Origin of the sequence: Nocardia harenae NBRC 108248, assembly GCF_001612885.1 — a bacterium.
GTDB classification, from domain to species: domain Bacteria; phylum Actinomycetota; class Actinomycetes; order Mycobacteriales; family Mycobacteriaceae; genus Nocardia; species Nocardia harenae.
This window is the reverse complement of record NZ_BDBH01000002.1, coordinates 454,857-467,534: the sequence shown is the minus strand read 5'-3', so window position 1 is coordinate 467,534 and position 12,678 is coordinate 454,857. Positions and strand designations below refer to the sequence as shown.

General features: G+C 69.5%; 14 protein-coding genes. 5 read left to right on the top strand and 9 right to left on the bottom strand.

The annotated features are described in order from the left end of the window. The 5 genes from sigM (at nt 1) to NH2_RS05025 (ending at nt 4,405) form a co-directional block, all read left to right on the top strand. Nucleotides 1–591, top strand: coding sequence for an RNA polymerase sigma factor SigM (gene sigM / locus NH2_RS05045; protein WP_067648792.1), 591 nt, complete (start codon nt 1–3; stop codon nt 589–591). Between the two features lie 108 nt (nt 592–699). Further along, the gene (locus tag NH2_RS05040) at nt 700–1,593 is read left to right on the top strand and encodes an RsmA family anti-sigma factor (protein ID WP_067648789.1); all 894 of its coding nucleotides are present in this window, start codon (nt 700–702) and stop codon (nt 1,591–1,593) included. 115 nt (nt 1,594–1,708) lie between these two features. Next, nucleotides 1,709–2,692: a thioredoxin-disulfide reductase gene (gene trxB, locus NH2_RS05035; protein ID WP_067648786.1), complete on the top strand. Its 984-nt coding sequence runs from the start codon at nt 1,709–1,711 to the stop codon at nt 2,690–2,692. Between the two features lie 31 nt (nt 2,693–2,723). Next, complete coding sequence (gene trxA, locus NH2_RS05030; protein ID WP_067648783.1) at nt 2,724–3,053, top strand: thioredoxin; 330 nt, start codon at nt 2,724–2,726, stop codon at nt 3,051–3,053. A 158-nt stretch (nt 3,054–3,211) separates the two neighbouring features. Beyond that, nucleotides 3,212–4,405, top strand: a complete 1,194-nt coding sequence (locus tag NH2_RS05025) for an N-acetylmuramoyl-L-alanine amidase (protein ID WP_067648780.1) — start codon at nt 3,212–3,214, stop codon at nt 4,403–4,405. Nucleotides 4,406–4,457: 52 nt separating this feature from the next. Here the strand turns inward: NH2_RS05025 and NH2_RS05020 are convergent, their stop codons facing one another. From NH2_RS05020 to rpmH, 9 genes are all read right to left on the bottom strand, one after another. Further along, complete coding sequence (locus NH2_RS05020) at nt 4,458–5,198, bottom strand: hypothetical protein (RefSeq protein ID WP_067648777.1); 741 nt, start codon at nt 5,196–5,198, stop codon at nt 4,458–4,460. Between the two features lie 195 nt (nt 5,199–5,393). After that, on the bottom strand, nt 5,394–6,401 hold the full coding sequence (locus NH2_RS05015) for a ParB/RepB/Spo0J family partition protein (protein WP_067648774.1): 1,008 nt from the start codon (nt 6,399–6,401) through the stop codon (nt 5,394–5,396). A gap of 59 nt (nt 6,402–6,460) precedes the next feature. Beyond that, on the bottom strand, nt 6,461–7,465 hold the full coding sequence (locus tag NH2_RS05010; RefSeq protein ID WP_067648771.1) for a ParA family protein: 1,005 nt from the start codon (nt 7,463–7,465) through the stop codon (nt 6,461–6,463). Between the two features lie 1,428 nt (nt 7,466–8,893). Beyond that, nucleotides 8,894–9,628 (bottom strand): 16S rRNA (guanine(527)-N(7))-methyltransferase RsmG, encoded by a 735-nt coding sequence (gene rsmG, locus NH2_RS05005; RefSeq protein ID WP_067648767.1) that lies wholly within the window; start codon nt 9,626–9,628, stop codon nt 8,894–8,896. Between the two features lie 90 nt (nt 9,629–9,718). Next, entirely contained in the window at nt 9,719–10,270 is a 552-nt protein-coding gene (locus tag NH2_RS05000; protein ID WP_067648764.1) for a Jag family protein, read from the bottom strand. Between the two features lie 72 nt (nt 10,271–10,342). Further along, entirely contained in the window at nt 10,343–11,428 is a 1,086-nt protein-coding gene (yidC, locus tag NH2_RS04995) for a membrane protein insertase YidC (protein ID WP_067648761.1), read from the bottom strand. 54 nt (nt 11,429–11,482) lie between these two features. Beyond that, nucleotides 11,483–11,767, bottom strand: coding sequence for a membrane protein insertion efficiency factor YidD (yidD, locus tag NH2_RS04990; RefSeq protein WP_067648758.1), 285 nt, complete (start codon nt 11,765–11,767; stop codon nt 11,483–11,485). Next, nucleotides 11,764–12,198 (bottom strand): ribonuclease P protein component, encoded by a 435-nt coding sequence (gene rnpA, locus NH2_RS27935; RefSeq protein ID WP_084505219.1) that lies wholly within the window; start codon nt 12,196–12,198, stop codon nt 11,764–11,766. The genes yidD and rnpA overlap by 4 nt, the downstream gene beginning before the upstream one ends. A gap of 24 nt (nt 12,199–12,222) precedes the next feature. After that, complete coding sequence (rpmH, locus tag NH2_RS27930) at nt 12,223–12,366, bottom strand: 50S ribosomal protein L34 (protein WP_005516618.1); 144 nt, start codon at nt 12,364–12,366, stop codon at nt 12,223–12,225. Nucleotides 12,367–12,678 lie beyond the last annotated feature (312 nt).

Sequence of the window (12,678 nt, the reverse complement as noted above, 5' to 3'; positions counted from 1 at the left end):
GTGAACCGCGGGGGGAAGTCGCGGCTGTTCGAGCCCGATGCGCCGAGCGATATCGAGCTGCTGCGCGCGCACGTCGCCGGGCAGCAGCACGCCTTCGCCGAGCTGCTGCGCAGGCATCGGGATCATCTCTGGCAGACCGCCATGCGCATCGCCTACACCAGGGAGGACGCGGCCGATTCGCTGCAGGACGCGCTGCTGAACGCGCACCGCACCGCCGGCTCCTTCCGCGGCGACTCCGAGGTGCGCAGCTGGATGCACACCATCGTGGTGAACGCCTGCCTCGACCGCATCCGGCGGAACAAAGCCAGGCGGGCGATCTCGCTCTCGCCGGAGACCATGCCGGATCCGGCGGATCCCCGGGATGGAATCGCCGAATTGGAAGTTTCGTTGATGCTGGGGCGGGCATTGTTCACTCTGCCGCCGGATCAGCGCGCGGCCGTGGTCGCGGTGGACCTGGAGGGGCTCAGCGTCGCTGAGACGGCGGTGCTGCTCGGGGTCGCCGAGGGCACCGTCAAGAGCCGGTGTGCCCGCGCCCGGCTCCGGCTGCGGGAGCAGCTGGAGGATCTCCGTGACCCGGGGAACCGGACGTAGTGGCGGTGCGTCATTAATAGTGACGGACCGCAGCGCGATGACCGTGACGACCGCCCCCGTCGCGAAGGGGATCTGAGTGCCATGTCGGATGAGAACAGCGGAGGTGCGATGGTGACCCGTTCGGTCCCGCAGCCTCCGTTCTCCGCGGACATTCTGGCCGATCTGCATGCGGGGAATCTCGAGCCCGAGGTCCGGGCGCAGATGTGGCCCGCGGTGAACCGCGATCCCGAGGCGCTCCGGGTGCTCCGGTCGTTGGACGAGGTGAGCACCAGGATCCGGGCGCTCGGCTCCGAGGAGCGGGTGGTGCAGGCCATGCCCGCCGATATCGCCGCTCGGTTGGAGCGGTTCGTCACCGATCTCGATGGGGTCGAGCCGACCGAGCGGGGTGGGTATCGGGGCGGCGCGGACGAGAGCGGTGCCCGTGGCGCAGCGGTAGACATGCCGAGGCCGGGCAGCGTCGAGGCGACGACCCCGCTCACCCTTGATTCCGGCGACATCGAGGCGGGGGCGCTACTCGGTGCTCCGGTCCCCGGCACCGCGTCCCCGGCGGGGTCGGGGACGGGCACCGTCGTCCCGCTGGCGTCCCGGCGCAGACGGCGCGCCTCCCTGCTCTCCGCGGCCGCCGCGGCGCTCCTGATCCTCACCGTCGCCGCGGGCATCACCGCCGTCCTGCGCACCGGCACCGAGCCCGGCACCCCGACCGCGCAACCGCCGACCGCGCTGAACGTCGGCGACCAGCTCACCTCGGCGGCGGCGCTCGGCGTCATGGGGCGCAACGACGTCACCGGCGCGCTCGGCAGCGCGGCCGCCCTGCAGCGCTGCGTCGCCGCCAACGGCCTGGAGCGGCCGGTGCTCGGCTCCACCGACGTGGTCTTCCGCGGCGGCCCGGCGGTACTGATCCTGCTTGCGGGGCCGCGCTCGCCCGGCGTCACCGCGCTGGTGGTCGGCACCGGCTGCACCACCGGCGATCCGCAGCAGCTCACCCGCACCGACATCGGGTGATCGCCCGCACAGCCCGCGATTTCGCCGCCGAGCGGCCCGCACCACACCGGGAATTCCACCCGATACCCTGGTGTTGACCGAGACGTCCGACGTCCCACTCCTTCGGAAGGGCCCCATGAGCACGCCTGTTCGCGACCTGATCATCGTCGGCTCCGGCCCCGCCGGGTACACCGCCGCCGTGTATGCCGCGCGCGCCGAGCTCGAGCCGCTGCTGTTCGAGGGCACCCAGTTCGGCGGCGCGCTGATGACCACCACCGAGGTGGAGAACTTCCCCGGCTTCCGCGCCGGCATCATGGGCCCCGACCTCATGGACGAGATGCGCGAGCAGGCCAAGCGCTTCGGCACCGAGATCCGCACCGAGGATGTCGACGCCATCGACCTCTCCGGCCCGATCAAGACCGTGACGGTCGGCGACGAGACCTACCGCGCCTACGCCGTCATCCTCGCCATGGGCTCGGCCGCCCGCTACCTGGGCGTCCCCGGTGAGGAGAAGCTGCTCGGCCGCGGCGTCAGCGCCTGCGCCACCTGTGACGGCTTCTTCTTCAAGGGCCAGGAGATCGTAGTGGTCGGCGGCGGCGATTCGGCGATGGAGGAGGCGATCTTCCTCACCAAGTTCGCCACCACGGTCACCATCGTGCACCGCCGCGAGGAGTTCCGCGCCTCCCGCATCATGCTGGAGCGCGCCAAGGCCAACGAGAAGATCAAGTTCGTGCTGAACACCGAGGTCATCGAGGTCAACGGCGATTCCGCGGTGACCAGCCTGACGCTGCGCGACACCAAGACCGGGGAGACCTCCGAGCTCGCCGCCACCGGCCTGTTCGTCGCCATCGGGCACGACCCGCGCAGCGAGCTGGTGCGCGGCCAGGTCGAGCTGGACGCCGACGGGTACGTGCAGGTGCAGCACCCGACCACCGCCACGAAGATCCCCGGCGTATTCGCCGTCGGCGATCTCGTGGACCACATCTACCGCCAGGCGATCACCGCCGCGGGCACCGGGTGCCGCGCCGCGATCGACGCCGAGCGGTGGCTGGGCGAGCAGGGCGACATCACGTCGAACACGCTCGACCACGCCGGTTCCCCGGTGACCCCGGTGTCCTGACGGACCCCGTTCCAGCACAAGGAGATACCCCGTGTCCGACAAGAAGACGGTGACCGTCACCGACGCCTCGTTCGCCGACGACGTCCTGCTCAGCGAGAAGCCCGTACTCGTCGACTTCTGGGCCGACTGGTGCGGCCCGTGCAAGATGGTCGCCCCGGTCCTGGAGGAGATCGCGGGCACGCACGCCGACAAGCTCACCATCGCCAAGCTGGACGTGGACGCCAACCCCGACACCATGCGCGACTACGGGGTGCTCTCGCTGCCGACCATGATGCTGTTCTCCGGCGGCAAGCCGGTCAAGAGCATCGTCGGGGCCAAGGGCAAGGCCGCGCTGCTGCGCGAACTCGACGGCGTCATCTGACGCCGGGAAGCGCCGACTCGCCGTAGGATGCCTGGGACCCGCGATTGCGGGGTTGTGGCCGAGGTCTGAGACAATCGACCGACGTTCCGGTCGTGCGAGGGTTCACACCGTCGCATGAGTGGGTACCCGGGTTCAACGGAAGGAAAGGGCCCTCACGCATGCACCGACTTCGTCACGGCGACGGCGGTCCGGCGGTCGCGGAAGTCCGGAGCACCCTGGCGAGTCTGGGATTCCTGAACTCTCATGCGGGCGCCGATCAGAACGACCCGCCGGAGTACTGGAAGGACGTCGAGGCCTCCTTCGATCACCCGCTCGACTCCGCGGTGCGCGCCTTCCAGCAGCACCGCGGGCTGCTGGTGGACGGCATTGTCGGCCCGGCGACCTACCGGGCGCTCAAGGAAGCCTCCTACCGGCTCGGTGCCCGCACCCTCATCTACCAGCTCTCCGCGCCGCTGTACGGCGACGACGTCGCCACGCTGCAGCGCCGGCTGCAGGATCTCGGCTTCTACGTGCACCGGGTGGACGGCTACTTCGGCCCGCACACGCACGAGGGGCTCACCGCCTTCCAGCGCGAGATCGGCTTGGCCGCCGACGGCATCTGCGGGCCGGACACGCTGCGCTCGCTCGAGCTGCTCGGCGCCCGCGTGACCGGCGGCAATCCGCACCGGATCGCCGAGGAGGAGGTCGTGCACCGGGCCGGGCCGCAGCTCACCGGCAAGCGCATCGTGATCGACCCCGGCCTCGGCGGCCCCGACCGCGGCTATCCGGTGCCGACCGAGTTCGGCGACGTCTACGAGTCCGAGATCCTCTGGGATCTGGCCAGCAGGCTGGAGGGCCGGATGGCCGCCACCGGCATGGAGACCTTCCTCTCCCGGCCCTGGAACGCCAACCCCAGCGATGCCGAGCGCGCCGAGACCTCGAATGCCTTCGACGCCGACCTCATGATCTCGCTGCGCTGCGCCACCAACCCGAGCCCGTCGGCGAACGGTGTGGCCGGCTTCTACTTCGGCAACTCGCACGGCTCGGTCTCCATGATCGGCCAGGTGCTGGCCGGCTACATCCAGCGCGAGGTGGTGGCGCGGACCTCGCTGCAGGACTGCCGCACGCACCCGCGCACCTGGGACCTGCTCCGGCTCACCAAGATGCCGACGGTCCAGGTCGATATCGGCTACCTCACCAACGAGTACGACGCCTCGGTGCTCACCACGCCCCGCATGCGCGACGTGATCGCCGAGGCCATCCTGGTCTCGGTGAAGCGGCTGTACCTGCTCGGCCAGGACGACCAGCCCACCGGCACCTACACCTTCGCCGAGCTGCTCGCCGAGGAGCTGGCCGCGGCCGACCGGATGTAAACCAGGACAGCAGTGGCCCGCCCGATTCCGGCGGGCCACTGTCGTCTCCGGTTCAGCAGGTGGCGCCGACGCGGGCGGGCGGGGTCATCGAGGCGGCCGCGAGCAGCTGGTCCAGCGCGCGCTCGACATCCTCCTTCCAGCCGTGGTCGGAGTCGATCTCCAGCCGCAGCCGCGGGAAGCGGTGGTGCGGCGCCACCACCTCGAAGCCGACATCCTCCAGGAAGCCGGCCTCGATCATGCAGGTCTCCGGCGAGCACGGGCCGATGGCGGCGCTCGCGCTCGGCGCCGCGCCGAAGGAGGGGCTGTCGATGCGCTCCAGCAACCGCATGGAACCCCCCGTGCGTTCGCCGAGCAGGGTAGCCGGGGGAGCGGCGCGAATGCCGAAGGCCTCCAGCGCGCGGACGCCGCGGCGCACCAGATCGGCCACCACGGCCTGGATCAGCTGGTGGGTAATGTCTCGGTCGGCGTAGAGCGATTCGGCCCGCAGCGTGGTCAGCAGGATGGCATCCGGGCTCACCGGCGAGGTCGGGAAGAGCCCGGCGCGCGGCACCGCGCTCGGCGGGGAGTAGAGCGCGCACCCCGCGCCCTGTCCGTCCACCTCGGCGATCTGGCCGCAGGAGCCCCACTCCAGCATGACCGTGGAGAGCCAGGCCTCCTTCTCGAAGACCGGGTCGCTGAATTCCCTGGAGTCCTCGGCGACGGCGGGATCGATCTCCCAGAACACGCACCGCCGTGCGTGCGTGGGCAACTTGTCGAGCTCCCCGAGGGTGAGTGCTGTGACGCTGGTCGACACCGCTCTGCTCAGCCTCCAGCTGTCCGATTCGTCTACGCTCACTGGTCTCGCTCGCAAGAATAGGCGATCCGTCGAAATCCGAAACCCTTCGGGGCCGACGCCGCTTTCGCAGTCGGATTTCCGGCACTGTCACAGTGACGTTTCAAGCCTGGCCTCTCGGTCATCGGCTGACAGCGCCGAAAATCCACATATGGGTCACCCGCCGTGCTGCTGCTGCTCCATCATTCCGACGATGCGCTCCAGGTCTTCGACCGAGCCGAACTCGACCACGATCTTGCCCTTACGCTTACCCATGCTCACGACCACCCTGGTATCGAACGACTCGGAGAGCCGCTCGGCCACGGTCTGGAGCCCGGGCATGTGAATCGGCTTGCGGCGCACCGGCGCGGGCTTGATCACCGAGTCGAGATCGCGGTTGGCTAGGGTGACGGCCTCCTCGGTCGCCCGCACCGAGAGCCCCTCGGCGACGATCCGGGCGGCCAGCACCTCCTGGGCGTCGGCTCCGGCGTCCAGCCCGAGCAGGGCGCGAGCGTGGCCCGCGGAGAGCACCCCCGCCGCGACCCGGCGCTGCACCGCGATCGGCAGCTTCAGCAACCGGATCATATTGGTGATCACCGGGCGGGAGCGGCCGAGCTTGCCCGCCAGCTCCTCGTGCGTGACGCCGAACTCCTCCAGCAACTGCTGGTAGGCCGCCGCCTCTTCGAGCGGGTTGAGCTGCACCCGGTGGATGTTCTCCAGCAGCGCGTCGCGCAGCATGGAGTCGTCGGCGGTCTCCCGGACGATGGCCGGAATGGCGGTGAGCCCAGCCTCCTGGCTGGCCCGCCACCGCCGCTCGCCCATGACGAGCTGGTAGCGGTCGGCGCCCGGCTGCACCCGGCGGACCACGATCGGCTGCATGAGCCCGAACTCGCGGATGGAGTGCACCAGCTCCGCGAGCGCGTCCTCCTCGAAGTACGTGCGCGGCTGCTTGGGGTTCGGCTCGATCTTCTCCGGCGGGATCTCGCGGTAGACCGCGCCGCCGGTGTCGACCAGGCCGGTGAGGTCCGGGAGCTCGGTGGCGCCGATCGGCACCGCACGGGGGAGGGGAGTGGGCGCCGGAACGGGGTCGCTCAGGGCGGTGCCGTTACCGGGCGGCCCCACCGGGCCCGTCGGAATCAACGCGGCCAGCCCGCGTCCCAATCCGCCCTTCTTCGCCTGCGTCATCGGCCTACCGATCCCTTCCTTGTTCGCCACCGGCCCGGGTTCTCAATCGTCGCAGGCGGTCAGGCACTGGCGGCGTCGTTGCGCTGCGCCACGCCGCGGGCGGCGATTTCCCGGCCCGCGTCGAGGTAGCTCATGGCGCCCCGGGAACCGGGATCGTAGTCGAGCACCGTCATGCCGTAGCCCGGCGCCTCGGAGACCTTCACACTGCGCGGGATCACCGAGCGCAGCACCACGTCGCCGAAGTGCGCGCGCACCTCCTCGGCCACCTGGTCGGCCAGCTTGGTCCGGCCGTCGTACATGGTGAGGATGACGGTGGAGACGTGCAACTCGGGGTTGAGGTGCGCCTGCACCAGCCCGATATTGCGAATGAGCTGCCCGACGCCCTCCAGCGCGTAGTACTCGCACTGGATCGGGATCAGCACCTCCTTCGCCGCCACCATGGCATTGACCGTGAGCAGCCCGAGCGAGGGCGGGCAGTCGATCATGACATAGTCGATGTTGTAGCCCGCGAGGTTGGCCTCCTGGATGGCGGCCTTGAGCCTGCCCTCCCTGGCGACCATGGAGACGAGCTCGATCTCCGCACCGGCCAGGTCGATGGTGGCCGGGATGCAGAGCAGCCGCTCGCTGTGCGGGCTGACCTTGATCGCCTCCTGCACCGTGGTCTCCCCGATGAGGAGCTCGTAGCTGGAGGGCACGCCCGAGTAGTGGTCGATACCGAGCGCGGTGCTGGCATTGCCCTGTGGATCGAGGTCGATCACCAGCACGGTCATTCCCTGGTGCGCCAGCGCGGCCGCCAGGTTCACCGCCGTGGTGGTCTTGCCAACACCGCCCTTCTGGTTGGCGATCGTCAGGATGCGCTGCTCACGCGGCTTCGGCACGGTCACACCTCCTGGATGAAGCACTTGACTGGCCCGATGCGCTTCCACGGCGATCGGGGTCTCGCTCGCGGAGATGTGCCCGAAGGGCGTATTCCCGAACGACTCCGCATCGAAGTTGCTGGAGTCCAGCATCCCCGGAACTCTCGACGTGGTTTCCCGTGAAACATTCGCCGGCCCGCTCGACATAACTGCTCCTAACCCGAGAACTCACGACCCGTACACCGGCACGCACGTGCACGGAGTCGGATCGTTCACAGCCGTGTCGGGGGATCGAGATGCGTTGTTCGGATTCGCGAGACCCGATGGTCCGAGCGGAGCTTGCTGCTTCCGCCGTGACATCCACATCCCTTCGTGGCAACTACGCTCACGCCGACGGTGACTACTTTGCCAGCAGTGCGGGCGGAACGAAAGCTGAATCGCGGCGGGGCGTGGACGACACGCGGAATCTGCATTGTTTCCCGTGAAACATCGAGCATTTTCCGTAGTTCCGGTTGGTTCAGGGGGTTTGTCGGGGGAGTGGGGTTGGGTCGGTTTCCCGTGAAACATGAGCAGATCCCGCGAGGGGCTCTGCTGCTCGTGGAGCGGGCGGCGAGACGTGTCCGGACGACCCGTCGCGGGCGGTCGCTGCCCCAGGGAGCTGCGCCAGGGAGACGGAGCAACAAGTCCACTGCGCCACGCTGCTGCGCCGCTCGCGTGCTCGCCTCCCGGGCGGATGCGGTGTCAGGTTCGCCGCAACCCGGAGCCGGGGCGGCGAGCGCTGTTCCGCATCGGCCGTACCTGAGTGGGAACGCGCGCCGCCTCCCACCTGTCGACGATGGCGAACCGATCCACGTGAAACAAGCACGCCCGAGATTCGATGACGGAACTCCGCGCGGTACACGCGGGTCGCAGCCCGCCCTTCCGCCGAAAGAAGCCAGGAGCGCTTCCCGCGCTGTTCGCGGTGGGCCGGCCAAAACAAAGGAACCACTCCGGCACTGGCAATCGTCCGCGTCTCCCCATCGGGCAGGTCTGGTTCGGCGCCGTTGCTGCCGGCAGCGTCGAGGCCGTCATCGACGGCCAGCACCGTCGCTCGACGGCTGTGCACCACGCGCGCACCGAACAGGACGTGGGCGCTCCCGTCGGACATCGCCGCCACTCGTCAAGGTGGAGCCGGGAGCTTCGAGCGAGCGTCACCGCTCGTGTTTCACGGGAAACATAGGTGGCGCCGAAGAAGCGGTCGTCGCGCGTCAACGCGGACCGCAGTACGCCGGGTTCGCTCGGATCGGCCCGACCGTCGCGCCACCAACCAGCTCAGCGCCGATCCGTGGAGAGTGGAGTGCTCGGCGGCGCGAGGGGGACTCGGAGGGCAGGGGCGGATTTCCGATCCCCGGCGATGGCGATCCTGCACGTCGAACTTCCACCAGTGGCTCGCCAGAACCCCTGCCGCCGAACTTGTCGTTGATCGCGGGGCGGGAGCCACGAGGAAGCACCCAGCTTGTTGACGAGCCAGCGTCCACCGACCACCGCTCACCTCGCAGCACTCGACTGCCGCATTGCGACGGCGCCTCACCTGTCAGCCGAGGCGCTATCGGGACAGCGCCGCCGCCGCACCCACCCCCGTTTCACGTGAAACCACTACTTCCCCCGGACCCCACCCTTCCGCCCCTTCACCGCACGCCGCAGCGCCGCCCGCTCGGACCGGGGAAGCAGCTCCGCCGAGATCACCACCGTCGCAACCTCCAGAACTTCACCTCCGCACTCCAGCACCGCCACGCCCCCTGCACCGGCCCGCGCGAGATCGTGCGCATCCCGCTCGATCTCTTCCCGCGCACTGCTTCCCTTGAGCGCGAGCATCCGCCCATGATCCCGAAGCAATGGCATCGACCACTGCGCGAGCTTCCCAAGCGGAGCCACGGCCCGGGAGGTGACGACATCCGCCCCACCGACCTCCTTCAGCACCCCGTCCTGCTCGGCCCGCCCGCGCACGACGGTCACCGGCAGCTCCGCCTCCTCGAGGAACTCGCTGAGGAACACGGTCCGCCGAAGCAATGGCTCCACGAGCGAGATGCGAAGGTCCGGCCGCGCGATGGCGAGCGGAATCCCCGGCAGCCCGGCACCGCTCCCGACATCGACCACGGTCGACCCCGCCTCGATCAGCTCTCCGAGCACGGCGCAGTTGAGAATGTGCCGATCCCACAGCCGGGGCACCTCCCGCGGCCCGATGAGCCCGCGCTCGACACCGGACGAGGCGAGCGCGGCGTGGTACCGCACCGCGAGCGGCAACCGGTCGCCGAAGATCAGCGCGGCGGCCGGCGGCGGCTCGACGAGGCTCGGCTCGACGGCACCGAGGTCAGGTTCCACGTGAAACATCCTTCCGACACAGGAGGGGGCCGGAGACGGCGAGGGCCTCCGGTCCGGAGACCAGAGGCCCTATCCAATCATCCGCCGCGGCGGGGTGCGTCACGCAGGCACGACCACCACGTGCCGGTTCGGCTCGACGCCCTCGCTCTCGCTCGCCACGCCCTCCACCGACGCCACCGCGTCGTGCACGATCTTGCGCTCGAACGGGGTCATGGGGACGAGCGGCTCGGGTGCGCCGCTGGCCAGCACCCGCTGCGCCGCGGCCTCGCCGAGCGCGCTCAGCTCGGAGCGGCGCTTGGCCCGCCAGCCCGCGACGTCGAGCATGAGCCGGCTGCGCTCGCCGGTCGCCTGCTGGACCGCGAGCCGGGTCAGCTCCTGCAGCGCGTCGAGCACCTCGCCATTGCGGCCGACGAGCTTGGCGAGATCCTTGCCGCCGTCGATGCTCACCACAGCACGGTCGCCCTCGACATCGAGGTCGATGTCACCGTCGAAATCGAGTACGTCGAGCAACTGCTCGAGGTAATCGCCGGCGATCTCGCCCTCTTCGATGAGCGCCTCTTCCGCGTCGCTCTCGACCTCGTCGGTCTCCGGATCGGCGTTCACAGTCGTCGTCGCCACGGTGGCGTCCCCTCCGTCGATCTCAGCAGTCATGTGATTTTCCTTCATCTGTTCTCCGCGGGAAACGGTTCGCCTCGCCCCGTAACCCGCGACAACGGACAGCTGTCAACGCCTGCGCTTCTGATTGGCGCGGCCGCGGTTGGCCGGGCGCTTCTGCCCGCCGGGACGCTTCTGACCGGAGGTCTTCCCGGACGCCTTCGCGGCCGGCTTGGCGCTGGGCTCGGAGCCATTGGTGCTCGCGGGCTCCTCGGTATCGGCCGCGGGCTGCCGCGGCTTCTTCCTGGTGTCCACCGGCTTGGCGCCGGGCTTCGGCGCGTTCTGCGACCGCTGGTCCAGCTTCGCCTGCTTCTTGGCCAGCTCCTCCTGCTCCATGCGGCCGAAGACGAGGTGCTGCTGCCCGTAGGTCCAGATGTTGTTGGAGACCCAGTAGAGCAGGACGGCGATCGGCAGGAACGGGCCGCCGACGAGCACGCCGAGCGGGAAGACCCAGAGCGCGAGCTTGTTCATGATCGCGGCCTGCGGGTTGGCCGCGGCCTCCGGCGTCTGCCTGGCGACCGAGGCCCGCGCGTTGAAGTGGGTCGCGACACTGGCGACCACCATGAGCGGGATGGCGACCAGCGCGATGCTCAGCTTGCTCGGCACCCCGCCCCAGTCGGCGAAGGCCTGCAGCTCGGAGACGGGCGCGGTGATGAACGCGGAGATCGGCGCGCCGAAGATGCGGGCGCTCAGGAAGGACTGGACGTCGACCGCGCTGAAGACGTAGTTCGGGGTGTGCGCGTTGTCATAGGCGTTCATGCCGAGCTGGCCGATGCCGTGGCCGGTGCGGTTGAACGAGCGGAGCACATGGAACAGCCCGAGGAAGACCGGCACCTGCGCGAGCACCGGCAGGCAACCCATGAGCGGGTTGAAGCCGTTCTCCTTCTGCAGCTTCTGCATCTCGGTCGCCATCTTCTGGCGATCGTTCTTGTACTTCTTCTGCAGCTCCTTGATCTGCGGCTGCAGCTCCTGCATCTGCTTGGTGGTCCGCACCTGGCGCACGAAGGGCTTGTACAGCACCAGCCGCAGCGTGAAGACGAGGAACACCACCGCCAGCGCCCAGCTGGCACCGTTGTCCGCGCCGAACACGAACCCGAATACTCGGTGCCAGAACCACAGAATCCAGGACACCGGATAGTAGATGAAATCGAGCACGGTTCTGTGTACTCCCGTCGTTACGTCTCGCCGATCACCGCGCGCGGCGATCCTTTACCAAGCCTTCGGCCCCGCCGCGTCCGCGGTGCGGCGCGCGCCTCGTTTCCGTTCCGGAACCGGGTCCCACCCACCAGGGTGCCAGGGCGCGCATTTGACCAGTCGCACGACCGTCAGCAACAGCCCGATCACCAGCCCCCGCGTGCGCAGCGCGGTGACCGCGTACTCGCTGCAGGTGGGGGTGAATCGGCAGATCGGCATGCGGGTGGGGGACACGTAGGTCCGATACAGCTCGATCAGGAAGATCAGCGCGTTCGCGGGCAGCCGCGCGATGCGCGTCACAACGGGCTGCCCGCCCGGTCGGTGAGCCCGAGCTTGCGCAGCGCCGTGCGGAGCTGCCGGAGCAGGTCGTCCGAGCCGGCCGCCGCCGAGCCGGGGAGCGCCCGGATCACGATGTCGATCTCCGCGGGCAGCTCGGCCTGCACCTGGGCGCAGATATGACGCAGGCGGCGGGCCACCCGGTGACGGATCACCGCGGAGCCCACCGCCTTGCTGACGATCAGGCCGAACCGCGGACCGCCGATGCGGACCGCCGGTTCGGTCGGTAGAGCCTGTACCGGCTCCCTCCCGGTGGCTGCGGACGCGCCGGAGCCCTGGTCGTGCTCGTGCGTGAACGCGTGCACGACCAGATCTCGTCTCCCGATTCGCTGGCCGCGGCGCACCGCCCGGGAGAAATCGGCACGATGATGCAACCGATACGGCTCAGGCAACACCCGAGCGTCCGAGAGCGATCGGGATCAGGCAGTCAGTTCGGCGCGGCCCTTGCGGCGGCGCGCCGAGACGATGGCGCGACCCGCACGGGTGCGCATCCGGAGGCGGAAGCCGTGCACCCGCGCCCGACGACGGTTGTTCGGCTGGAACGTCCGCTTGCCCTTGGCCACGGTTGAACACTCCTCGAGTCGGTGGGCACCCCGCGGCGCCCGAAGCTTGTCGGTGAAACATCCGTCCGGCCTCGCGGCGCGGATCGGCCCCGGCGCACAGTCGGTCGATCACGACCGATTTCGGTCAGCACAGGACCACCCATCACACCGGGGGATGACTGTATGAGGGTACTGAGACCGTTCGACCAGGTCAAACTCGCCCCCCGGGTTCCGCGCACCCCCTCCCTTCCGCGGGTCCCGCGCACCGGCTATCGTGAGTTCGTCCACATCCCCTGACGCTCGTGCCCCGCCCGCCGGACCGCAGTTGCTCAT